The sequence below is a fragment of the Cupriavidus nantongensis genome (assembly GCF_001598055.1).
Taxonomy (GTDB): Bacteria; Pseudomonadota; Gammaproteobacteria; order Burkholderiales; family Burkholderiaceae; genus Cupriavidus; species Cupriavidus nantongensis.
In genome coordinates this window covers 602,762-624,716 of the sequence record NZ_CP014844.1, presented here as the reverse complement: position 1 = coordinate 624,716, position 21,955 = coordinate 602,762, and the positions used below count along the sequence as shown (strand labels likewise).

General features: G+C 65.5%; 21 protein-coding genes. 8 read left to right on the top strand and 13 right to left on the bottom strand.

The genetic code is table 11. From position 1 onward, the window contains the following. Positions 1 to 30 precede the first annotated feature (30 nt). The 4 genes from A2G96_RS02815 to A2G96_RS02800 all read right to left on the bottom strand — a co-directional run bounded on the left by A2G96_RS02815 (position 31) and on the right by A2G96_RS02800 (position 2,639). A complete protein-coding gene (locus A2G96_RS02815) occupies positions 31 to 1,047 on the bottom strand; it encodes an NAD(P)H-dependent glycerol-3-phosphate dehydrogenase (protein ID WP_062796576.1) in 1,017 nt (338 codons plus the stop codon). Between the two features lie 117 nt (positions 1,048 to 1,164). After that, positions 1,165 to 1,686: a protein-export chaperone SecB gene (gene secB, locus A2G96_RS02810; RefSeq protein ID WP_062796574.1), complete on the bottom strand. Its 522-nt coding sequence runs from the start codon at positions 1,684 to 1,686 to the stop codon at positions 1,165 to 1,167. Between the two features lie 204 nt (positions 1,687 to 1,890). Next, on the bottom strand, positions 1,891 to 2,148 hold the full coding sequence (gene grxC / locus A2G96_RS02805; RefSeq protein ID WP_062796572.1) for a glutaredoxin 3: 258 nt from the start codon (positions 2,146 to 2,148) through the stop codon (positions 1,891 to 1,893). 77 nt (positions 2,149 to 2,225) lie between these two features. Next, positions 2,226 to 2,639, bottom strand: a complete 414-nt coding sequence (locus A2G96_RS02800; RefSeq protein ID WP_062796570.1) for a rhodanese-like domain-containing protein — start codon at positions 2,637 to 2,639, stop codon at positions 2,226 to 2,228. A 200-nt stretch (positions 2,640 to 2,839) separates the two neighbouring features. Here A2G96_RS02800 and gpmA point away from each other — a divergent pair, with 200 nt between their 5' ends. The 7 genes from gpmA to A2G96_RS02765 all read left to right on the top strand — a co-directional run bounded on the left by gpmA (position 2,840) and on the right by A2G96_RS02765 (position 13,249). After that, the gene (gpmA, locus tag A2G96_RS02795; protein ID WP_062796568.1) at positions 2,840 to 3,586 is read left to right on the top strand and encodes a 2,3-diphosphoglycerate-dependent phosphoglycerate mutase; all 747 of its coding nucleotides are present in this window, start codon (positions 2,840 to 2,842) and stop codon (positions 3,584 to 3,586) included. 179 nt (positions 3,587 to 3,765) lie between these two features. After that, positions 3,766 to 5,373: a S41 family peptidase gene (locus A2G96_RS02790; RefSeq protein WP_062796566.1), complete on the top strand. Its 1,608-nt coding sequence runs from the start codon at positions 3,766 to 3,768 to the stop codon at positions 5,371 to 5,373. Positions 5,374 to 5,404: 31 nt separating this feature from the next. Further along, complete coding sequence (locus A2G96_RS02785) at positions 5,405 to 6,202, top strand: HesA/MoeB/ThiF family protein (protein WP_062796564.1); 798 nt, start codon at positions 5,405 to 5,407, stop codon at positions 6,200 to 6,202. A gap of 258 nt (positions 6,203 to 6,460) precedes the next feature. After that, positions 6,461 to 9,514, top strand: coding sequence for a type VI secretion system Vgr family protein (locus tag A2G96_RS02780; protein WP_062796562.1), 3,054 nt, complete (start codon positions 6,461 to 6,463; stop codon positions 9,512 to 9,514). Between the two features lie 7 nt (positions 9,515 to 9,521). Continuing rightward, positions 9,522 to 11,183 carry an esterase/lipase family protein gene (locus tag A2G96_RS32180; protein ID WP_082818828.1) on the top strand — a complete coding sequence of 554 codons (1,662 nt, stop codon included), beginning with the start codon at positions 9,522 to 9,524 and terminating at the stop codon, positions 11,181 to 11,183. A gap of 89 nt (positions 11,184 to 11,272) precedes the next feature. Beyond that, the gene (locus A2G96_RS33035) at positions 11,273 to 12,190 is read left to right on the top strand and encodes a T6SS immunity protein Tli4 family protein (protein WP_167354347.1); all 918 of its coding nucleotides are present in this window, start codon (positions 11,273 to 11,275) and stop codon (positions 12,188 to 12,190) included. Positions 12,191 to 12,295: 105 nt separating this feature from the next. Continuing rightward, the gene (locus A2G96_RS02765; protein WP_231909609.1) at positions 12,296 to 13,249 is read left to right on the top strand and encodes a T6SS immunity protein Tli4 family protein; all 954 of its coding nucleotides are present in this window, start codon (positions 12,296 to 12,298) and stop codon (positions 13,247 to 13,249) included. A gap of 7 nt (positions 13,250 to 13,256) precedes the next feature. Here A2G96_RS02765 and mnmH read toward each other — a convergent pair whose 3' ends face one another. The 9 genes from mnmH to gshA form a co-directional block, all read right to left on the bottom strand. After that, positions 13,257 to 14,363: a tRNA 2-selenouridine(34) synthase MnmH gene (gene mnmH, locus A2G96_RS02760; RefSeq protein WP_062796555.1), complete on the bottom strand. Its 1,107-nt coding sequence runs from the start codon at positions 14,361 to 14,363 to the stop codon at positions 13,257 to 13,259. Continuing rightward, positions 14,363 to 15,406 (bottom strand): selenide, water dikinase SelD, encoded by a 1,044-nt coding sequence (selD, locus tag A2G96_RS02755; RefSeq protein ID WP_062796553.1) that lies wholly within the window; start codon positions 15,404 to 15,406, stop codon positions 14,363 to 14,365. Before selD ends, mnmH begins: the two co-directional genes overlap by 1 nt. Before the next feature lie 184 nt (positions 15,407 to 15,590). Beyond that, positions 15,591 to 16,070 (bottom strand): bacterioferritin, encoded by a 480-nt coding sequence (gene bfr / locus A2G96_RS02750; protein WP_012351604.1) that lies wholly within the window; start codon positions 16,068 to 16,070, stop codon positions 15,591 to 15,593. A 123-nt stretch (positions 16,071 to 16,193) separates the two neighbouring features. Further along, positions 16,194 to 16,499 (bottom strand): (2Fe-2S)-binding protein, encoded by a 306-nt coding sequence (locus A2G96_RS02745; protein ID WP_026164535.1) that lies wholly within the window; start codon positions 16,497 to 16,499, stop codon positions 16,194 to 16,196. Between the two features lie 214 nt (positions 16,500 to 16,713). Beyond that, the gene (gene ptsP / locus A2G96_RS02740) at positions 16,714 to 18,486 is read right to left on the bottom strand and encodes a phosphoenolpyruvate--protein phosphotransferase (RefSeq protein ID WP_062796551.1); all 1,773 of its coding nucleotides are present in this window, start codon (positions 18,484 to 18,486) and stop codon (positions 16,714 to 16,716) included. A 49-nt stretch (positions 18,487 to 18,535) separates the two neighbouring features. Further along, on the bottom strand, positions 18,536 to 18,805 hold the full coding sequence (locus tag A2G96_RS02735; RefSeq protein ID WP_018008656.1) for an HPr family phosphocarrier protein: 270 nt from the start codon (positions 18,803 to 18,805) through the stop codon (positions 18,536 to 18,538). After that, positions 18,774 to 19,229, bottom strand: coding sequence for a PTS sugar transporter subunit IIA (locus A2G96_RS02730; protein ID WP_062796549.1), 456 nt, complete (start codon positions 19,227 to 19,229; stop codon positions 18,774 to 18,776). Before A2G96_RS02730 ends, A2G96_RS02735 begins: the two co-directional genes overlap by 32 nt. A 78-nt stretch (positions 19,230 to 19,307) precedes the next feature. Beyond that, positions 19,308 to 20,273 (bottom strand): glutathione synthase, encoded by a 966-nt coding sequence (gene gshB, locus A2G96_RS02725; protein WP_025583379.1) that lies wholly within the window; start codon positions 20,271 to 20,273, stop codon positions 19,308 to 19,310. Positions 20,274 to 20,281: 8 nt separating this feature from the next. Then, positions 20,282 to 21,577 (bottom strand): glutamate--cysteine ligase, encoded by a 1,296-nt coding sequence (gene gshA, locus A2G96_RS02720; RefSeq protein WP_062802025.1) that lies wholly within the window; start codon positions 21,575 to 21,577, stop codon positions 20,282 to 20,284. 83 nt (positions 21,578 to 21,660) lie between these two features. Between gshA and A2G96_RS33030 the strand changes: the two genes are divergently transcribed. Next, positions 21,661 to 21,873, top strand: a complete 213-nt coding sequence (locus A2G96_RS33030) for a hypothetical protein (protein WP_150124043.1) — start codon at positions 21,661 to 21,663, stop codon at positions 21,871 to 21,873. Positions 21,874 to 21,955 lie beyond the last annotated feature (82 nt).

Below are 21,955 nucleotides of genomic sequence, written 5' to 3'. Positions count from 1 at the left end.
GACTCAGAAACAGGTGGAAAGGGGGGGCGCTCATTCGTCGCGCGCGTCGCGCTGCAGCAGCTGCGCCACTGCGTCGGCGGCGCTGAGGCCGTCGAACAGCACCGCGCAGACCGCGCGCGCGATCGGCATCTCGATGCCGTGCGTGGCGGCCAGCTCGGCCACCGCCTGGGCACAGCGCACGCCTTCGGCAACGTGCCCCAGCCCGGCCAGGATCTGTTCCAGGCTCTGCCCCGCCGCCAGCTGCTGGCCGACCTTGCGGTTGCGCGACAGGTCGCCGGTGGCGGTCAGGATCAGGTCGCCGACGCCGGCCAGGCCCATGAAGGTCTCGACCCGGCCGCCCAGCGCCAGTCCCAGCCGCGTCATCTCGGCCAGCCCGCGCGTCACCAGCGCGGCGCGCGCGTTCAGCCCCAGCCCCAGCCCGTCGCTGGCGCCGGTGGCGATCGCCAGCACGTTCTTGACCGCGCCGCCGACTTCCACGCCGGTCAGGTCATCGCTGCCATAGATGCGCATGGCGTGATGGTGGAAGGCCGCCTGGGCGCGGTCCGCCAGCGACGGCTCGGTGCCGGCCACGGTCAGTGCGCACGGCAGCCCCAGCGCCACCTCGCGGGCAAAGCTGGGGCCGGTCAGCACGCCATAGGCAAAGCCCTTGGTGCGCCCGGCGGCATCGAGTTCGGCCCGCACCATCTGGTGCGGCAGCAGATGGGTGCCGGCCTCGAAGCCCTTGCACAGCCACAGCATCGACACCGGCTTCGCGCCGCGCGCGGCCAGCCGGCGCGTCATCTCGCGCAGGCCCGCCACCGGCGTCGCCACCACCACGATGCCGTCCGCATCGTCGGCAGCGTGCGCGACCGCCTGCTCGAAATCCGCCTGCACCGCCAGCCGTTCGGACAGTGTCACGCCGGGCAGGTAGGCGGCGTTCTCGCGCGTGGCCGCGAGCGCCGCGAGCTGCGCCGGGTCGCGTCCCCACAACACCACGTCATTGGTGGCCGCGGCATGGCTGGCGAGGGCGGTGCCCCACGCCCCGGCACCGAGGAAGGTCAGTTTCATGGCAGCTCGAACAGTGGTTGGCGTCGCAAGCGCTTGGGCCGCTTGCGCCAACGATGGTAGCCCAAAGGCAAAACGGGGCCGCAGCCCCGTTTCAGTGGATGGCGCAGAACGCCGGGATCAGTGGCGGGCCTGGCTGCCGTCGGGCATCACGATGCCGCTGTTGCCGCCTTCGGCACCACCCTGCGCCTCTTCCATGGCGGCCTGCAGGCGTTGCTCGTACAGCGCCTGGAAGTTGATTTCCGACAGGTGGATGGCCTGGAAGCCGGCGCGCGTGATCACGTCGGCGATATTGCCGCGCAGGTACGGGTAGAGGATGGTGGGGCAGGCAATGCCCAGCAGCGGATCGAGCTGCTCGACCGGCACGTTGCGGATATCGAAGATACCGGCCTGGTGCGCTTCAACCAGGAAGGCGACCTTGTCCTGCACCTTGGTCGTCACGGTGCCGGTCACCACCACTTCGAAGATGCCTTCCTGCAGCTGCGAAGCGCCGACGTTGACCTGCACTTCGACCGACGGGGCTTCCGATTCCAGGAAGATCGCCGGCGAGTTGGGCTGCTCCAGCGACATATCCTTCAGGTAGACGCGCTGGATGTTGAAGAAAGGTTGATCGTCCTGCTGGGTGTTTTGCTGGTCGCTCATGAAAGGCTTCCGGGAGGATGGGCTGGATGCGTGTCGGGGACGGCGGCGGCAGCGCCTGCGTCGTGCAGGGCCGGCCGGTTCCCGGTTGGAAAACGCATATGGTACATGACGCGAGTGGCGAATTCACCCGCGCCGGAGGGGATGGCGGAACCAGCCCGCGCGAAATCAGACGATTCTGCGCAAGGGCCGTCTCAAGGCGCCGGCTCAGGCGGCCAGCAGCGGCACCAGCCCGCCCTGGCGGTCGAGCGCCGAGAGGTCGTCGAAGCCGCCCACGTGGGTGTCGTCGATGTAGATCTGCGGCACGGTGCGGCGGCCGGTGCGGGTCATCATCTCTTCACGCTTGCCCGGTTCGCGGTCGATCAGGATCTTCTCGATCGTTTCCACGCCGCGGGACTTGAGCAGGCGTTCAGCCATGACGCAATACGGGCACACCATGGTGCTGTACATGACGACGCGGGCCATGTGGGGTCTCCTTGAATGCAATGTGCGCGCCCGGCCTGGCCGGGGCACGCCGTGACGGTTACGACAGGTTGCCGGGCTTACTTCACCAGCGGCAGGCCCGCCTGCTGCCAGGCGGCAATGCCGCCCTCGAGCGCGTAGATCTCACTGTAACCGGCTTCCTTCAGCGCTGCCTGGGCCTTGCCCGAGCGCTGGCCGGTCTGGCATACGACGATGATGGGGGCGGCCTTGTCCTTTGCAAGCCCGGCCGCGCGCGAGGCCAGCTCGGCCAGCGGCGCGCTCTTGGCCTGCGGCAGGTGGCCCTTGGCGTACTCCGCGGGCTCGCGGATGTCGACCACGACCGCGCCGCGCTTGTTGATCATCTGGGTCGCGGTGGCCGTATTGACCGACTTGCCGCCCGCGCTGCGCGAGATCGCGGGCCAGGCCAGCAGGCCGCCCGACACCACGGCGAGGGCGATCAGGGCGAGGTTGTTATAGTCGGCGAAGAAATTCACGTTGGCTTTCCGGTAGGTTGGGTCGGCGGCATTATAAAATACGCGGTTTGGCGTCCAGGCCCTGCCGCTGCACGGCCATCCGCCATTGTCGCCTGTCCGAGACATGGGATGTTTACCGAATCCCGTCATGGCCCGTTTCACGGCTACTCCAGGTGACGGCGCGGACGCATGCAGGTTATCTACTCTCTGGAAGCAGCAGCATGTACAAGCTCGTCCTCATCCGCCACGGCGAATCCACGTGGAACCTCGAAAACCGCTTCACCGGCTGGGTCGACGTCGACCTGACCGAAACCGGCGCCGACCAGGCGCGCCAGGCCGGCAAGCTGCTCAAGGAAGCCGGCATGGGCTTCGACGTGGCCTACACCTCGGTGCTCAAGCGCGCCATCCGCACGCTCTGGCACGTGCAGGATGAAATGGACCTGATGTGGATTCCGGTGCGCAACGAATGGCGCCTGAACGAGCGCCACTACGGCGCCCTGGCCGGCCTGAACAAGTCCGAGACCGCCGCCAAGTTCGGCGACGAACAGGTGCTGGTCTGGCGCCGCAGCTACGACACGCCGCCGCCGGCGCTGGAGCCGACCGATCCGCGCGCCTCGTACGACGATCCGCGCTACGCCAATGTGCCGCGCAACGAAATCCCGCTGACCGAGTGCCTGAAGGACACCGTGGCCCGCGTGATGCCCCTGTGGAACGAATCCATCGCCCCCGACATCCAATCCGGCAAGCGCGTGGTGATCGCCGCCCATGGCAACAGCATCCGCGCGCTGGTGAAATACCTGGACCAGATTTCGGATGACGACATCGTCGGCCTCAATATTCCCAACGGCACCCCCCTCGTCTACGAGCTCGACGCCGACCTGCGCCCCCTGCGCCACTACTACCTGGGCGACCAGGAAGCCATCGCCGCCTCGCTGGCGGCCGTGGCCAGCCAGGGCAAGGCACGCTGAGATCCGCCCGGGTGGCCGCGCCAGGATGTGCGGCCGCCCACCCTGAGCCGGGACGGGACAGGCCCATTTCTCCACTCGCACTTATACTGTCGGACAAACCGCCCGGCGCCGGGCGGCCGCAGCCGGCATAATCCCCATACCGTACACCCGTACTTCGCGTACAAGTTCAGGCAGCCCTCATGCGCAAGACGCTCAAGAACATCAGCCTAGTTTCTGTCGGCCTCGTCGCCGGCGTGCTCGCCACGCTGCAGATTTCGGCGACCGCGCAGAATTCATCGGGGCCCCTGCCGCTGGACCAGTTGCGGCTGATGGCCGATATCTTCGGGCAGATCAAGCGCGAGTACGTGGAACCGGTCGATGACAAGAAGCTGCTGACCGAAGCCATCAAGGGCATGGTCGCCAGCCTCGACCCGCATTCGTCCTACCTCGACGAGAAGGATTTCAAGGAACTGCAGGAAGGCACGCGCGGGCGCTTTGCCGGCCTGGGCATCGAGATCTCGCAGGAAGAAGGCCTGGTCAAGGTGATCAACCCGATCGAGGACACGCCCGCCTTCCGCGCCGGCATCCAGCCCGGCGACCTGATCACCCGTATCGACGACAAGCCCGTGCGCGGCCTGCCGCTGGAGCAGGCGGTCAAGCGCATGCGTGGCGAGCCCGGCACCAAGGTCACGCTGACGATCTACCGCAAGAGCGAGGAACGCACCTTCCCGGTCTCGATCACGCGCGCCGAGATCCGCGTGCAGTCGGTCAAGGCCAAGATGCTGGACAACAATATCGGCTGGATCCGCCTGACCAGCTTCCAGGAACGCACCATTTCCGACCTGGCGCGCAAGCTCACCGAGCTGGCGCAGAAGAACCCCAACATGAAGGGCCTGGTGCTGGACCTGCGCAACAACGGCGGCGGCGTGCTGCAGGGCGCGGTCGGCGTGGCCGCGGCGTTCCTGCCGGAAGACGCCACGGTGGTGTCGACCAACGGCCAGGTGCCCGATGCCAAGCGCGTGTACAAGGCAACGTACAACAACTACCGCCTGTCGTCGCTGGAAGATGATCCGCTCAAGGACCTGCCCGCGCTGTACAAGAAGATCCCGATGGTGGTGCTGACCAACGCCTACTCCGCCTCGGCCTCCGAGATCGTCGCCGGCGCGCTGCAGGACCACCACCGCGCCCAGATCATGGGCAAGACCACCTTCGGCAAGGGCTCGGTGCAGACCGTGCGCCCGCTTACCAACGATACCGGCATCAAGCTGACCATCGCGTACTACTACACGCCGAGCGGCAAGTCGATCCAGGCCAAGGGCATCCGCCCCGATATCCCGGTCGACCAGAACCCCGAAGGCGATCCGGACGACGCGCTGATCACGCGCGAGATCGACACCGAGCGTCACCTGCACAACAAGCAGGAATCGGAAGAGCCCGAAATGACCGAGCGCGAGCAGCGCCGCGTCGAGGAACTGCGCCGCCTGGAAGAAGAGAACGCCAAGAAGACCCCGGAAGAGCGCGAAAAAGAGCGCCGCAAGAAGCCGGTGGAATTCGGCTCGGCCGACGACTTCATGCTGCAGCAGGCGATCGCCCAGCTCAACGGCCAGCCGGTCAAGCGCTCCAAGTCGAAGCTGGAAACGAACCCGCCGGCCGACAACGGCAAGGCCGCCAAGCCCACGGGCAAGAGCGGCGCCAAGGGCGCCAGCGTACCGGCCGCCAAGCCGGCGGCGCCGGCCCCCGGCAAGCAGCCGCCCGCCAGCGCGCCGATCGGCGAGCCGCTGGGCACGCCGACCGGCAAGGCACCGTAAATTCCACAGGCCTTTCAGTGAGGCTGCCGGCATGAGCGACGCGACCCACGCAGGCCCGCAGGACGACCCGTCCGACGGCCTCGACGACGAACAGCTGCTGCGCTATTCGCGCCATATCCTGCTCGACGAGCTGGGCATCGAAGGCCAGCGTCGCTTGCTGGCCGGCCACGCGGTGGTGATCGGCGCCGGTGGCCTCGGCGCCGCCGCCCTGCCCTTCCTGGCCTCGGCCGGCGTCGGCCGCATCACCGTGGTTGACAACGACGAGGTCGACCTGACCAACCTGCAGCGCCAGATCATCCACACCACCGCCAACGTGGGCCGGCCCAAGGTCGACTCCGCCCGCGAAGGCATGCTGCGCATCAACCCCGGCCTGGACATCGTCACGGTGCCGGCGCGCGTGGGCGATGCCGAACTGGACCAGTTGGTGGCGTCGGCCAGCGTGGTGCTCGACTGCTGCGACAACTTCGCCACGCGCCAGGCCGTCAACCGCGCCTGCGTGCACCACAAGGTCCCGCTGGTATCCGGCGCCGCGCTGCGCTTCGACGGCCAGATCAGCGTCTTCGACCGCCGCCAGCCCGACGCGCCGTGCTACGCCTGCCTGTTCCCGCCGGCCGAGCCCGCGCCGGAAGTCGCCTGCGCCACCATGGGCGTGTTCGCACCACTGGTCGGCATGGTCGGCACCGTGCAGGCAGCCGAGGCCCTCAAGCTGCTTGCCGACGTGGGCGACAGCCTCGCCGGCCGGCTGCTGATGGTCAATGCGCTGTCGATGGAATGGACCACCATGCGGCTGGCGCGCACGCCGGATTGCCCGGTTTGCGGCGGCCACTGAGCCCGGCACTTCGCCGCTGAACGATGCGGCCGGCGCAGCCAGGCGCCAGCGTGGCCCCGAATAATCTCCCGTTTCTTCCTATCCCCCTGCCCTCACGGCGATCGTGCATGCGGCAGGCGCGGCGGCTGCATACGCAGAATTTTCCGCTGCCCGGCATTAGCGCGCGGCTCTAGAATACTGCGAACTATTTTTGACATATTTGCCATTTATTCTGATGGCACGATGTGTTGCGATGGACGCAAGGAATTCGGAAAGCGAATGGATGCAGCCACCCTTTACCAGCAGCTCTTCAGCGCGGCCCATCGCTTGTTTGCACTCGAAGGCGAGGGTGTTATCCGCGAACTAGCGGTCGAAGCCTGGATCGGCCGCGATGCCATCTCGGCGCTGTTCGAATGGCGCGTCGTTGCGGTCAGCGCCAATGTCGATATCGCGCTGGACAGTCTGATGGGGCAGCGCGTCACGTTGCTAACCACGCTTGCCGGCGGTGGCCAGTCACGCCGCACCGGCCTGATCCGGCAGGCCGAGAAGCTTAGTGCCGACGGCAGCCTCGCGCGCTATCGCCTGACCGTGATCCCTTGGCTGTGGCTGACCACGCAGCAGCGCCACAGCCAGGTGTTCCAGAAGCGCACGCTCGACAGCATCATCGAAGCCGTTCTTCAGGACTATGCGCCGTATGCACACTGGCGTTACGCCGCCGGAGCCGAAGCCCGCATCGCCGCGTTCGGTGAACGCGACCACATCGCGCAATTCCGCGAGACCGACTACCAATTCTTGTCGCGCCTGCTGGCTGAGGCCGGTCTCGGATATACCGTGGTGGAAGACGACGAATCTCCCTTCGGCCATGCCGTGGTGATCTTCGCCGACAGCGCGGAATTGCCGGAAGACCCCGAATCTGCGGCCGGCGGCGGCATCCGCTACCACCGTGCGCATAGCCAGGAATCGGCCGATGCGATCCAGCAGTTGATCTGTGAGACGCGTGCCGCGGTCGGCGGCGTGGCGGTCAGTGCCTGGGACCCCGAAGCCAAGCGCGCGATCCGTGGGCATGCGCCGTCGCGCTACGGCGTTTTTTCCGGCCGTGCCGTAAGTCCGGATCCCTATTTTTCAGTGAGCCTGTCGCTGGCGCCGGACGCGGCCAGCGCGCAGCGTGTCGCCGAACAGGTGATGGAAGCGATCGAAGCCCGCGCGCTGGTCTTCACCGGCAGCGGCTCCGTACGCACGCTGCGCAGCGGCACGCGCCTGACCGTCACGGATTGCCCGCATCTGCCGCCCCAACCGGACGATACGGCGGGGTACCCGCTGCTGCTCGATGCGGTAGAACACTGCGGCATCAATAATCTCGCCGTGGAAACGCGTGCCGCGCTCGCCGACCGGATCGGGCCGCTGGAAGCGGCATTGTGCTTCGACACGCCGCCGCCGGCTCCAGATGCCGTGGCAACCACCGCCGGCCTGATGAACAGCTTCTTCGACGACGCCGCCGAGCGGCTGGTACCGGCCGACTCCCTGCCCACGGCCGCACGGGAACACGGCTATGCGGCGCTTTTCCGCGCCTTCGATGCGCGCCGCCCATGGCGCGCGGCCGTGCTGGAGGGCGATTGTCCGCGCCTCTATAGCCGGGCTACTCCGCTTGGTGCCCATACCGCAATCGTGGTCGGCCCGGACGGGCAGACGCAGGCCGATGGCAACGCCGAACACCACGCCAGCCCGCGCGGGCAGATCCGCGTGCGCTTCCCCTGGCAGCGCGGCGAGCGCGCCGACGACCGCGGCAGCCGCTGGATCCGCGTCGCGCAGCGCCAGGCCGGCGCCGGCATGGGCTGGCAATGGCTGCCGCGTATCGGCCAGGAGGTGCTGGTCAAGTTCACGGACAACGACATCGACCAGCCGTTCGTGATCGGTGCGCTGTACAACGGCCAGGGCGAAGCCGGCATCGCCCCCACGCCGGGCGGCAGGTCCATGAGTGGCACCACGTTCGCCCAGCCCTATGACGCCAGCGGCATCTATGCAATGGGCTCCGACAGCCAGCCCAGCGCGCAGGGCAACCTTGCCGGCGGCAACAGCCCGGCGTGGCACGGCATGAGCACGGACCCGGAAGGCCATCGCAACGACGCCGCGCTGACCGGCTTCAAGAGCCAGGAGCACGGCGGCAAGGGCTACAACCAGCTGGTGTTCGACGACACGGATGAGCAACTGCGCACGCAACTCGCCACGACCGAACAAGCCACCCAGCTCAATCTCGGCCACGTGATTCACCAGCAGGACAACCGCCGCGGCAGTTTCAGGGGCCAAGGGTTCGAGCTGCGTACCGATGGCTACGCCGCGGTCCGTGGCCGGGCTGGGCTGCTGTTGACGACCTATCGCGATGCCGTCACGGGCCACGTACTGCCGACCGGCGACAACGCTGCCGGTATCGCACTGCTGCGGCAGGCGGGCGATCTGGTCAAGACGCTCAGCGATGGCGCGACTACGCACCAGACCCAAGCCCTGTCGACCGGCAAGGGTGTCGATTCGCCGCTTGCGAAGCAAGCCAAAGCAGCAGCCGGCATGGTCGATGGGCAATCGCTGGAAGCGGCAAAGGAGGATGCGGCTGGCGGCAATACCTGCACACCGGGCAAGGTGCCGCACCAAAGCGAGCCAATGGTCCACCTCAACGGCAGGGCTGGCGTCGCTATGGTGGCAGGCCAGGACTTGCAAATCGCCAGTGGGGAAAGCGTCGTGCTCGCCAGCGGCCAGGACAACAATGTTGCCGTGGCGGGACAGGCACGCCTTCATGCTGGACAGGCGATTGGCGTGGCCGCAGGACTGTCTTCGGCCGGCGACGGCAACGTCGGCCTGCAACTGACGGCAGGCCAAGGCGATATCGATCTCCAGGCGCAGCACGATTTGCTGAAGCTGGCGGCGCGGGAGGACCTGACCATTGTGTCGGCCAACATGAATGTGGACTTTGCCGCGGCCAAGCGCATTCGCATCGCGACCGCGGGCGGGGCAGCCATCACGATTGAGGGCGGGAATATCACCTTCGAGTGTCCCGGCCCGATTATCTATAAGGCGGCGCAGAGGAAGTTCGAAGGGCCGACCCATGCCTCAAGAGAGATGAATACGTGGCCCCAAACGCCGTTCGATGACGCCTACCTTCTGAGGGACGAAATCACCGGAGAGCCGCTGAGAAACGTGCAAGTTGAACTGCGCCGGAACGATGGCGCACGCATCAAGCTTGTGACAGACAGCGAGGGCCGCTTGCCGAAACAGCGAGGCATTTCGATGGAGCATGTTCAGTTGCGCGTACTTGGAAAGTACACGCGTGACCAAAAGGGCTGAGGAGGCAATGCAAAACGAGCGCAATTCGTCCGATCCAGAAGTCGTGATATCCCGCACGCGCGATATCGATGGGCGACCGGTCTTTGACACACACCTGACACCCACCGAGGACACACGAACCAAGGTTATCGAGACCAAGCTGCCCGCAGTGATCCCGATCGTGTTCCTGCCCGGCATCATGGGAACCAACCTGAAGAACAAAAAGACAGGCAATGCTGTCTGGCGGCCACCGAATATGAGCCTGAACCTGGCCGACATACTCGGCGTCGTCGCCGCCTTGGCGACATGGGGCATACGAGGACCAAAGCAACGGCAGCAAATCCTGAAAGCGGAAGATTTGACTGTGGACGACGGAGGCTCTATTGACGTCGGGGAATCGGGACTCGCAAAGGAAACCGCGCGCAAGCGAGGCTGGGGCAGCGTGCTGCGCACCTCCTATAACCCGGTCATGGGGTTACTGGAGGCGCGCACCAGCCGCATCGTTGCAAACCGCACGCTGCAAGGATGGTGGTCGACTGAAGGCCTGCGCCCGCCCGGTGACTATGGTGAGGAAACCGGACAGCCGCCTTTGACGGAACCGGAACTCATGAAAGCAGCACGCTATGACTTCGATGTCTGGTGCGCCGGCTACAACTGGCTTCAATCCAACCGAAAGTCTGCCGAAGACGTCAGGCAATACATCGAAAACACGGTGCTGAGGCATTACCGCGAACAGAAGCCGCCCGTCCCAGCCGACAAGGTCATCCTGGTTACGCATTCCATGGGCGGGCTCGTTGCGCGCGCGCTTACGAATCTTGTCGGCTATGAGAAGGTGCTAGGTGTGGTCCATGGCGTGCTGCCGGCGACAGGGGCGCCGGCGATTTACCATCACATGCGTGCGGGCTACGAGGGGCCTGAACAGTTGATTCTGGGCTCCAATGCTGGGGAGGTTACCGCTGTCGTGGCAAATTCAGCTGGAGCGCTTGAGCTTTGCCCGAGCTTCGATCACCACGATGGAAAACCATGGCTGTTTCTACAAGACAACGATGGAAACGTTGGTGCAGATGAAGGGGGCTTTGCATCCGCATACCCGCGCGCAGGTGATCCATACAGAGAGATTTACTGCAATCCCGCATGGTATGGACTAGTGCCGGACCATAACTCCAAATTTCTCGATCTGACAGAGGACGCGAGCATTGTTCCGCTAGGTCCTCGCGACCGCTTCAATGAGCTCATTGGGAAAATCGAGGATTTTCATCGGGAGATCGCCGGCGCGTATTGTCCAGAGACCTATGTACATTACGGCGCCGACGGCAGCAAGTCGATGCACAGTTGGCAGCACATTGTCTGGCGCGGAAATAGTCAACCAAGCAAGACGAGGTGGGATGATGGCAATGGGAGCTATCGCAAGGCGGCAATGGGCGATGCTCCCACCCTCACCGTAGCACCAGGAAAGGGAGACGGTACTGTCTCTGCGTACTCTGGAGAAGCGCCTCGTGATGCCGGTGCCCTCGCAGGAGTAAAGGCGAGCTTCCGACACGGTTCCGATGGAAGTGGTGCCGCCAATATTGCCCGCAAGGGCTATGATCACCAAGGCAGCTATAACGACCCGAGATCACAGTGGGCTAGCTTGTTTGGCATCATTAAAATTGCCCAGTCGGCAAATTGGCATCCTAGCGAACCATCATGACGCACCGCTTTCTCCTAACTGCTATGGCTGCGTGTATGGCGACGGTAATCTTAAGCACCGGTCATGCCAAAACGCCGAGGAATATTCTGATGGATAAATCGGGATGGAAAACTCACTGCTTTGGGCGCTACCTTGTCGACTTGCCGCCACAAGCGGAAGTCCGTGCCGCGTACAAATTGTGGGGCACCGAAATCGAGCGCTTACCAGGCATCAACGCCCCATCGCTTCAAGACAAAGTAGACAAACGCGCCATTGCTTTGCAGTCAATGAGCCATGACACGGCCGGAAGCATGCTGGTGCGCCGTATCGATCATGGCAATGGCTCGACAAGCTTGCTTTCCTGGAGCAGCCCACGGCGCACCATACTGATGTATGAGGAAGCTTATCTGGCAACTACCAGCCCATGGCAAGCGTTCAAGTACAGCGGGGACATCTCGGCTAGCAGGCAAGCCATGGCGGTCGCGTTCCTGAACACGCTCGCCGCCAATATCCGCTCCCGCGCCGATGATGAAATCCCCACGGGCCCCGGCTTCTGCATCGACAAGGGATTCATCGCCGGCAACGACTACGGTTCCGAGAGCGTGCAGGTCGGCATCACGCTGCCCCAACATCCCAACGCATTCATCAGCTTTGATGCCAGCACTGGCGCCGAGGAGGACCGGTTGCTCGAACGCGTTGACAACTTCCTGGCCAAGGCAGTAGCCGGCCCACTCGCGGGCCTCAAGGTATTGCGCAAGCGCGAGCGGAATGTCGGCACTATTCCTGCCGAAGAGTACGCAACAGCCGCGACAGGTAATGGCCAGCGTGTCTATGTATTCGCGTGGGAATCCCAAGGGAAGAACAAGTCCTTGTCCGAGCAAAACGTGTCGGCCGGCCTGCGCGTGCTCGAGCAACCGGTGGTTAGCCCCCAGACACCATATCAGCCGGCGTTCCAGTCCGATGATGAGGCGCTACAGCTGTGGGATGCCATCATCGATTCCATTCGCCTGCGCCCCGGCGCAGTTTAGGCGCCCTTTTGAGCAAAAAAAATGCGGCGTGTCCCAACGTTCCACCGTCTGGCCAGATACTGGTGTCTTGCAACGGCTGCCTGCACTCTTGCATTGCAAGCCTCAATGGTTGAAGCACACACGGCGGTGAATCAATCCACCATCGGAAAGGCTGGCTGGAACACCCATTGTTTTGGTCGCTACCTTGTCGATCTGCCCCCGCAAGCCGCCATACGCACTATCTACAAGATCTGGGGCGACGAAATCGCACCGATGCCCGGACAGACCCCAGGCACGCTTCGGTCAATGATCGACCAGCGGGAAAAGGACTTGAAGGCCGCACATCACGAGACGCAGGGCTCCATGTTTGTCAGCAGAACGATGGTTGGCACCGAATCTGAGGTCTTACTGTCATGGTCATTGCCATACAGCAAGGCTATGCTGCGTGACGATACATACCTTGTCGCAGCGAGTCCGTGGCGCGTTTTTCATTATGGCGGGGGTGTCTCCCCTGGTAGAGAGGCGATAGCCCTCCGACTTGCGAAGACCTTGGCCGACAACATCCGTTCGCGTTCCGAAACCGAAATCCCCACCGGCCCCGGCTTCTGCATCGACCAAGGCTTTATCGCCGGCAACGACTACCGTTCCGAGAGCGTGCAGGTCGGCATCACGCTGCCCCAGCACCCCAACGCCTTCATCAGCTTTGACGCCAGCACTGGCGCCGAAGAAGACCGTCTGCTCGAACGCGTTGACAACTTCCTGACCAAGGCAGTACTCGGTCCGCTCGCCGGCCTAAAGGTATTGCGCAAGCGCGAACGCAATGTCGGTGCGATTCCCGCGGAAGAGTATGCAACCGCCGCGACGGGCAATGGCCAGCGTGTTTATGTATTCGCCTGGGAATCCCAAGGAAAAAACAAGTCCCTATCCGAGCAAAACGTGACGGCTGGCCTGCACGTGCTCGAGCAGCCGGTGGACAGTCCGCAGACACCGTATCAGCCGGCATTCCAGTCAGATGATGAGGCGCTGCAGCTATGGGACGCCATCATCGACTCTATTCGGCTACGACCCGGCGCAGCCTAGCGCCGCCCTATTCCCCTCGCCGCGCCGTGTGCGCCAGCAGCCAGTCCGTCACGGCATCGCGGTCGCCGCGGAAGACGATGCGGGCCTCGCGCTGGGCGCGCTGGTAGTCATACATCGGGTCGTAGTAATCGCGCAGCAGCACTTCGATCCAGCCGCGGTGCAGCGCTACCTCGCCGGATTCGGCCTGGCGCGCCAGCGCCTGGTCCAGCAGTGCCGACAGCTTGCCGTAGCGGGCGCCGCCGAGCCTTGGCGCGATCGCGGACATCGCTTCGCGCAGGCGGGTGGCGTAGGCGACGAAGCCTTGCGCGCTGCCCTTGGTGTCGATGAATTCCGCCGCCAGTCCCTGCACGTAGTCGCGCAGCACGCGTTCGACACGGGCGTCGAACGGTGCTTCCAGCCACACCAGCGGACTGGCCTGCATGCGCTGCGACAGCGCCTGCGGCACGTCGCGGCTGCCGATGAAGCGGCCTTCGTCTTCCACCACCAGCGCGCGCCAGCCGGCGTCGAGATGACGCAGCACGTCGATGGCAAGGGCGTTCTCGAAATCGATCTGCGGCGGCTGCGGCAGCGCGCGGCGGCCGAAGGCGGAGCCACGGTGGCGCGCGTGGCCTTCCAGGTCGATCGACGCGGGCACGTCGGCCAGCACGTCGGTCTTGCCACTGCCGGTCAGCCCGCCCACCACGAACCAGGGCTGCGTAGCCGCCGCGGTATCGATGGTTTCGATCAGGAAGCCGCGCATCGCCTTGTAACCGCCGGTCACGCGCGGATAGTCGACGCCCGCGTCGCGCAGCCACTGCTGCACCAGCTGCGAGCGCAGGCCGCCGCGGAAGCAATACAAGTAGCCATCCGGATGCGCGCGTGCAAATTCAACCCAGGCAGCGACGCGCGCCGCCTTGCGCTGGCCGGACACAAGCTGATGACCGAGTTCGATCGCCGCCTGCTGGCCCTTCTGCGCATAGCACAGGCCAACCTCGTGGCGCTCGGCATCGTCCATCAGCGGCAGGTTGACCGCGCCCGGGAAGGCCCCGCGCGCGAATTCCTGCGGCGCGCGCACGTCAAGCATGGCGACGCCACTGAGAAACAGTTCGCGGAAGTCAGAGGTATCTGGACGCATCAGCGGATCTCTACGGCCAGTGCGGCGCGCGCCACCATCTCGCCGATCGGGGCGAGCGCCAGCCCCAGGCGCTGGCATTCGGCCAGGAACGCGCCTTCGCCGGCGGGCTCGACCGCGACCAGCAGGCCGCCGCTGGTCTGGGGATCGCACAGCAGCGCGCGTTGCGCCTCGGTAAGCGGCGCGATGCGGTGGCCGTAGCTGTCGAAGTTGCGCTGGGTGCCGCCCGGCACGCAGCCCTGGCCGATGTAGTCGGCCACGTCATCGAGCACCGGCACCGCGGCATAGTCGAGGCGCGCGGTCAGGCCGCTGCCGTCGGCCATTTCGACCAGATGGCCGAGCAGGCCGAAGCCGGTGACGTCGGTCATCGCGCGCACGCCGGGCAGGCGCCCGAAGGCGCTGCCGGGCCGGTTCAGCACGCACATCCAGTCGCGCGCCAGATGGCGGTTGTCGTCGCGCAGCAGTCCCTTCTTCTCGGCCGTGGTCAGCACGCCGATGCCGAGCGGCTTGGTCAGGTAGAGCCGGCAGCCGGGCGTGGCGGTGTCGTTGCGCTTCATGTGTGCGCGCTCGACCAGTCCCGTCACCGCCAGGCCGAAGATGGGCTCGGGCGCGTCGATCGAATGACCGCCCGCCAGCGGAATGCCGGCGTCGTCGCAGGCGCGGCGCCCGCCCGCCACCACCTCGCGCGCCACCTCGGGCGGCAGCACGTTGACCGGCCAGCCCAGGATGGCGATGGCCATCAGCGGGTCGCCGCCCATGGCGTAGATGTCGCTGATCGCATTGGTGGCCGCGATGCGGCCAAAGTCGAACGGATCGTCGACGATGGGCATGAAGAAGTCGGTGGTGGACACCACGCCGCGCTGGCCATCGGCGCCATCCAGCGCATACACCGCCGCGTCATCGCGCGAGGCATTGCCGACCCACAGGCGCGGGTCCAGGTGCTGCGCGCCGCTGCCGGCCAGGATCACGTCGAGCACCTTGGGAGAAATCTTGCAGCCGCAGCCGGCACCGTGGCTGTACTGCGTCAGGCGGATGGGACCGGTCATGAACGTGGACTCCGCGCGGTGTGCCGGCGGGTCAGGAGCCTTGGCCCCGCCGGCGACGCCTGGATGAAGAGAGGAATTGGAATGAGAAGGGTTACTGCAAGCTGGCGAGCAACCAGGCGGCGCCGATCGGCGCCGCGCGCTGGGGCGGGCCGCCCGTCGGAGCGGCCTCGCCGAAGACGGCGGCTTATTGCTCGCCCGGCTCCATCTGCGACTGCAGGTAGTTCTGCAGCCCGACCTTGTCGATCAGGTCGAGCTGCGTTTCCAGATATTCGATATGTTCCTCGGTATCCGTGAGGATATCGACAAGAATTTCGCGGCTGACGTAATCGCCGACCGACTCGCAATAGGCGATGCCTTCCTTGACGGTGGTGTGCGCGGTCTGTTCCAGCTTCAGGTCGCACTTGAGCATCTCGGGCGTGTCTTCGCCGAGCAGCAGCTTGTGCAGGTCCTGCAGGTTGGGCAGGCCGTCCAGCATCAGGATGCGGTCGATCAGGCGGTCGGCGTGCTTCATCTCGCCGATCGATTCCTTGTACTCCACATCGCCGAGCTTCTTCAGGCCCCAGTGGCGATACATGCGGGCGTGCAGGAAATACTGGTTGATCGCGGTCAGCTCGTTCTTGAGCTGGGCGTTCAGATGCTGGATGACCTTCTTGTCACCTTTCATTGGCGGCTCCTGTTGCATCGGGCCCGCGCAAAAATACGAAACGGCGCCAATGGCGCCGTGCAGTCAAAAAAAAGGAATGCGCAAAAACGCGCCGTGAACTGAACTTTCAGTTCATGGGCGCGTTCAGGCCACCAGCGCCTTGCGCTGGTCGTTCGCGACTGCCGGGTCCCGAGTGTCCATTATGGTACATGGGCCCGAAGCGGAACAGGAAGAAATCTCCACAACCTGGATGCTGGCGAGGGTCGCCACCGTGACATTGCGTACCGCGGCCACGCCTTCCTGCAACACCTGCTGCGCGCACTCGCGGCAACGGCCGCAGCACGTGCCGACGCCGAGCGTTTCGGCCAGTTCGTCGAGGGTCTCGACGCCCAGGTGCGCGGCACCGTGAATCTCACGATCGGTGATCTGGTTGCAGATGCAGACGTACACAAGTCCCTCCGTTGGGGCGCGGGACACCGGCATGTCCCTGCGAATGAACGTCAGAATATCAGAGATCAATAATGATAACAATTCCCATTAAGCCACATCGACGAAGGTCGGCAAGGCGTCACAGGACGTAAAAAGAAGGCGGCTGGCGCGGCACTTTTCCAGGTTCGAAAGTGCCGCGCCAGCCGCCTTTTTGCGTCGGAAAACCCTGGTCCCGTCAGGGTCGTGCGATCTGCCGCAGCACCGCAGCCTGCTCCTCGGGATCGTATGCCTGCAGCAGCTGGTCGACCAGCGGTTCCAGCCGTTCGCAGTTGGCGTGCAGGATTTCCTGCTTGACCCGCAGCAGCTGCGACGGGTGCATGGAGAATTCGCGCAACCCCATGCCCAGCAGCAGCCGCGTCATCGACGGATCGCCCGCCATCTCGCCGCACACCGCCACCGGCACGCCGGCGCGGTTGGCTTCGCGAATGGTGCGCGCCACCAGTTGCAGCACCGCCGGATGCAGCGGGTCGAACAGGTGCGCCACGGCGTTGTCGGCGCGGTCGATCGCCAGCGTGTACTGGATCAGGTCGTTGGTGCCGATGGACAGGAAATCCATCTTGCGCAGGAACAGCGGCAGCAGCAGCACCGCCGCCGGGATCTCGATCATGGCCCCGACCTTCATGCCGGGATCGTAGGGTTCGCCGCGCTCGTCGAGCTGGCGCTTGGCCTTGGCGATCAGCGCCAGGGTCTGGTCGATCTCGCTGGCATGCGCCAGCATCGGCACCAGCAGCCGCACCGGGCCAAAGGCCGAGGCACGCAGCAGCGCGCGCAGCTGGGTCAGGAACATGCCGGGCTCCGACAGCGACCAGCGGATCGCGCGCAGGCCCAGCGCCGGGTTCAGCGCGGTCTCGAAGTCGTCGGCGCGGCCGTCGCCGCGGGCATCGAGCGGCTTGTCGGCGCCGATATCGATGGTGCGGATCGTCACCGGCAACCCGTGCATGGCGTCGACCGCGCCGCGGTACGCCTGGAACTGCTCTTCCTCGCCCGGCAGCTCGTCGCGCCGGTTCATGAACAGGAACTCGGAGCGGAACAGGCCGACGCCGACCGCGCCGGCGGCGAGCGCGGCACCGGCGTCTTCGGCCATCTCGATATTGGCCAGCAGCTCGATCTCGATCCCGTCCAGCGTCACCGCCGGCGTATGGCGCAGGCGCTGCAGGCGCTTCTTCTCCAGCACGCGCTCGCTTTGCCGGTGGCGGTATTCCTCGAGGATGATGGCGGTGGGGTCGACGATCACCAGGCCGGCGTCGCCGTCGATGATGATCCAGTCGTCCTGGCGGATCAGCTCGCTCGCGCTCTGCACGCCGACCGCGGCCGGGATGTCGAGGCTGCGCGCGACGATCGCGGTATGCGAGGTGCGCCCGCCCAGGTCGGTGACAAAGCCATGGAACACGGTGTGGCGGAACTGCAGCATGTCGGCCGGCGCGATGTCGTGGGCCACCACGATCACGCCGGGCGCGGGCTCGCCGTCGGCAGCCAGCGCTGGCACCGGCGCCGGCACCAGCACCGGGGCGCCGGCCAGCGCTTTCAGGATGCGCTCCACCACCTGCTGGATGTCGGCCTTGCGCTCGCGCAGGTATTCGTCCTCGATCTCGTCGAACTGGCGCATCAGCTCTTCGAGGCGCGTGGTCAGGGCCCATTCGGCGTTGTAGCGCCGGCCCCGGATCAGCGCCTCGGGCTCGCGCGCCAGCGCCTCGTCGTCGAGGATCATCGCGTGCACGTCGAGGAAGGCGCCCATCTCTTCGGGCGCGTCGCGAGGCAGGTCGCGCTTGAGCGCGGCCAGTTCGGCGCGCACCGCGGCGCGCGCGGCACGCAGCCGTTCCACCTCGGCGTCGAGCTGCTCTTCATCGACCAGGTAGTGCGACACGTCCAGCGCCGCGGGCGCAAGCAGGTGCGCGCGCCCGATGGCGACGCCGCGCGAGACCGGGATGCCGTGCAAGGCGAAAGGCATGTACCGCTCCGTCAGGAACGTTTATCAATTCGGGTCAAGGCCGCCGGCCTCACTCCCCTTCACCAAAACGGTTGGCGATCAGTGCCAGCAGCGCGTCCATCGCCTCTTGTTCGTCGGGACCCTCGGTTTCGATGGTGATGGTCGAGCCGATCCCGGCGGCGAGCATCATCACGCCCATGATGCTCTTGGCATCGACCTGGCGTCCGTTGCGGGACATCTTGACCTGGCTGACAAAGCTGCCGGCGAGCTGGGTCAGCTTGGCGGACGCGCGTGCATGCAGTCCGAGTTTATTGATGATGGTGGTGTCCCTCTGCAGCATATTTGTCGGGATGATTGGCGGTTTGATTCTGGACGGTGGTGGTGCCGACCTGCAGCACGCCCTGCGAGCCGCCGGCCAGCGCCTTGGTGGCAAGCTGGTCCAGCTTCTCGGCCCGGTAGCAGATGGCACGGACCAGCATGGGAAGGTTGACGCCGGCCAGCACGCGCACACGGCCCGGCTCGGCCAGGCGCGCGGCGATATTGGCGGGAGTGGCGCCGAAGATGTCGGTCAGGACCAGCGCGCCGTTGTCTTCGCAGATGGCATCCAGGCGGCGCCTGGCCTCGGCCAGCACGGCGGCGGGATCGGCATCGGGAAGGACGTCGATGGCTTCCAGCCGCTGCGGCTGGCCACAGTAGACGTGGGCGGCGCAATCGCGCAGGGCTGACGCCAGCGGGGTGTGCGCGATGATCAGGATGCCTGCCATGATGGTGAATCCGTTGGATTGCCCCGATTGTAGCAGGCGCCCCCCGGCGCTCCCGCTGCCCGCCCGGGCGGGTCGGGCCTAGCTGCCGGCAGCGCCGACCGCGTGCTCGAGCGCGTCGATGAACATCGCCGCGACATGGAAGCCGGTCTGCTGCGTGATCTCCTGGAAACAGGTCGGGCTCGTCACATTGACCTCGGTCAGGTAGTCGCCGATGACGTCCAGGCCGACCAGCAGCAGGCCCTGCTCCCACAGCCCCGGCGCCAGCGCCTCGGCGATCTCGCGGTCGCGCCGGCTCAACTCCTGGGCACGGCCAGTGCCGCCCGCGGCGAGGTTGCCGCGCACTTCGCCGGCCATCGGCACGCGCGCCAGCGAATACGGCACGGGCACGCCGCCGATCAGCAGCACGCGCTTGTCGCCGTCCTTGATCGCCGGGATATAGCGCTGCACCATCAGCGAGCGGGCGCCGTCCTGGCCCAGCGTCTCGACGATCGCGGCCAGGTTCATGCCGTCCGCGCCGACCCGGAACACGCCCATGCCGCCCATGCCGTCGAGCGGCTTGACGATGATGTCGCGATGCTCGGCGTGGAAATCGCGGATACGCGCCAGGTCGCGCGTGACCAGCGTCGGCGTGATGAATTCCGGGTACTGCGCGATCGCCAGCTTCTCGGAATGGTCGCGGATCGCCCTCGGCTTGTTGAAGACGCGCGCGCCCTGCGCCTCAGCCAGCTCCAGCAGCCAGGTGCTGGTCACGTATTCCATGTCGAAGGGCGGGTCCTTGCGCATCAGCACCGCGTCGAAGGCCGACAGCGGCTCGAGCGCGCTGTTGCCCTCGCGGTACCAGGCGCCGTGTTCGCCGCCATCGTCGCCGGTCAGGTGCAGGCGCGTGGCCACGGTCTCGACCGTGCGCCCCGACAGCGCCAGTTGCGGCTGCAGGCACCAGTACAGCTCGTGGCCGCGCGCGGCGGCCTCGGCCATCATGGCGTAGGTGGAGTCCTTGTAGGTCTTGAAGGTCTCCAGCGGATCGGTGATGAAGAGGATGCGCATGGCGGCGTTCAGATGATCGGGTTGGGGTCGGTCTTCTCGAGCTCCAGCGACGCCGCCAACAAGGCCAGCCGCGCCACCACGCCATACATGTAGAAGCGGTTCGGCACCGCCGCGCCAGGCTTGGCGTGGCTGTCCGGGATGCCGTTGGGCGCAAACGCCAGCGGCACGAAATGCATGCCCGGCGCGTTCAGGTTCTCGTCGTTGCCGCGGCCGGTATGCACGCGGTAGAAGCCGCCCACCACGTAGCGGTCGATCATGTAGACCACCGGCTCGGCCACCGCCTCGTTGACCTTCTCGAAGGTGTGCACGCCCTCCTGGATGATGACGTCGCTGACCTCCAGGCCCTCCTTGACCACGCTCATCTTGTTGCGCTCTTTCCGGTTCAGGCCCTTGATCTCGGACGGATCGCGCACGGTCATGATGCCCATGCCATAGGTGCCGGCATCGGCCTTGACCACCACGTACGGCGTTTCCTTGATGCCGTACTCGCGGTACTTCTTGGCGATCTTCTTCAGCACGCCTTCGACCGCGTCGGCCAGTTCCTCCTCGCCCACGCGCTCGTGGAAATTCACGCCGGTGGTACGGGCGAAGTACGGGTTGACCATCCACGGGTCGATGTCGATCAGCTTGGCGAACTTCTTCGCCACCTCGTCATAGGCGGAAAAGTGGCTGCTCTTGCGGCGCGTGGACCAGCCCGCGTGCAGCGGCGGCAGCAGGTACTGCTCGTTGATGTTTTCCAGGATCGGCGGAATGCCGGCCGACAGGTCGTTGTTGAGCAGGATCGAACAGGGGTCGAAGTCCTTCAGCCCCAGCCGGCGGCCCTTGGTGCCCAGGCGCGCCAGCGGCTCGACCACCAGGGTCTGGCCGTCGGGCAGCTCGATCGGGGTCGGTTCGGTGATTTCCTCGGAAAGCGAACCCAGGCGCACGTTCAGCCCGGCCTGGCGCATGATCAGCGACAGCCGCGCCACGTTCTGCAGGTAGAACATATTGCGGGTGTGGCGCTCGGGGATCAGCAGCAGGTTCTTGGCATCCGGGCAGATCTTCTCGATCGCCGCCATCGCCGCCTGCACCGCCAGCGGCAGCATCTCCGGGGCCAGGTTGTTGAAGCCGCCCGGGAACAGGTTGGTATCGACCGGCGCCAGCTTGAAGCCGGCGTTGCGCAGGTCCACCGAGCAATAGAACGGGGGCGTATGCTCCTGCCATTCCAGCCTGAACCAGCGCTCGATGGACGGGGTCGCGTCCAGGATCTTCTTTTCCAGTTCGAGCAGCGGACCGTTCAGCGCGGTGATGAGATGCGGGACCATATCCATCCTATAGATCGTCTTAATCGTTCGCCCCGATTGTAGAGGAACGGCCAACCAGGCGCTGGCGCGCCCTTTATAAGGATATGCAGCGCCTGGCATCAGGGATAACCATATGGGGATGGGCGGCGCGAAATAAAGAGGCCGCGCCGGCGCCGGCGGCCGCGGCAAAAAAAAAGCGCGGCGATGCCGCGCTTTTAAATGGCCTGACAGATACGGGGAGCGTTCTGCAGGTGGAGGAAACTGCCTCAATGGCAATGTATGTGCGCCGCACATTAAAGACAATTGAAGCTTTTTAAGATCGGAGTTAAGCACTTTGCGAAAAGCCCGCGCGCGGCGCGCGGGATTGCCCGCTTGCCCGCGCCGGCATTGGGTTGGCGG

Excerpts from the sequence above, each read along its gene's own strand:
- A2G96_RS02815 (WP_062796576.1), bottom strand. The coding sequence starts at position 1,047 with ATGAAACTGACCTTCCTCGGTGCCGGGGCGTGGGGCACCGCCCTCGCC.
- secB (WP_062796574.1), bottom strand. The coding sequence starts at position 1,686 with ATGAGCGACCAGCAAAACACCCAGCAGGACGATCAACCTTTCTTCAAC.
- grxC (WP_062796572.1), bottom strand. The coding sequence starts at position 2,148 with ATGGCCCGCGTCGTCATGTACAGCACCATGGTGTGCCCGTATTGCGTC.
- gpmA (WP_062796568.1), top strand. The coding sequence starts at position 2,840 with ATGTACAAGCTCGTCCTCATCCGCCACGGCGAATCCACGTGGAACCTC.
- A2G96_RS02790 (WP_062796566.1), top strand. The coding sequence starts at position 3,766 with ATGCGCAAGACGCTCAAGAACATCAGCCTAGTTTCTGTCGGCCTCGTC.
- A2G96_RS02785 (WP_062796564.1), top strand. The coding sequence starts at position 5,405 with ATGAGCGACGCGACCCACGCAGGCCCGCAGGACGACCCGTCCGACGGC.
- A2G96_RS02780 (WP_062796562.1), top strand. The coding sequence starts at position 6,461 with ATGGATGCAGCCACCCTTTACCAGCAGCTCTTCAGCGCGGCCCATCGC.
- A2G96_RS32180 (WP_082818828.1), top strand. The coding sequence starts at position 9,522 with ATGCAAAACGAGCGCAATTCGTCCGATCCAGAAGTCGTGATATCCCGC.
- A2G96_RS33035 (WP_167354347.1), top strand. The coding sequence starts at position 11,273 with ATGGATAAATCGGGATGGAAAACTCACTGCTTTGGGCGCTACCTTGTC.
- A2G96_RS02765 (WP_231909609.1), top strand. The coding sequence starts at position 12,296 with ATGGTTGAAGCACACACGGCGGTGAATCAATCCACCATCGGAAAGGCT.
- mnmH (WP_062796555.1), bottom strand. The coding sequence starts at position 14,363 with ATGCGTCCAGATACCTCTGACTTCCGCGAACTGTTTCTCAGTGGCGTC.
- selD (WP_062796553.1), bottom strand. The coding sequence starts at position 15,406 with ATGACCGGTCCCATCCGCCTGACGCAGTACAGCCACGGTGCCGGCTGC.
- bfr (WP_012351604.1), bottom strand. The coding sequence starts at position 16,070 with ATGAAAGGTGACAAGAAGGTCATCCAGCATCTGAACGCCCAGCTCAAG.
- ptsP (WP_062796551.1), bottom strand. The coding sequence starts at position 18,486 with ATGCCTTTCGCCTTGCACGGCATCCCGGTCTCGCGCGGCGTCGCCATC.
- A2G96_RS02735 (WP_018008656.1), bottom strand. The coding sequence starts at position 18,805 with ATGCTGCAGAGGGACACCACCATCATCAATAAACTCGGACTGCATGCA.
- A2G96_RS02730 (WP_062796549.1), bottom strand. The coding sequence starts at position 19,229 with ATGGCAGGCATCCTGATCATCGCGCACACCCCGCTGGCGTCAGCCCTG.
- gshB (WP_025583379.1), bottom strand. The coding sequence starts at position 20,273 with ATGCGCATCCTCTTCATCACCGATCCGCTGGAGACCTTCAAGACCTAC.
- gshA (WP_062802025.1), bottom strand. The coding sequence starts at position 21,577 with ATGGTCCCGCATCTCATCACCGCGCTGAACGGTCCGCTGCTCGAACTG.
- A2G96_RS33030 (WP_150124043.1), top strand. The coding sequence starts at position 21,661 with ATGCAGCGCCTGGCATCAGGGATAACCATATGGGGATGGGCGGCGCGA.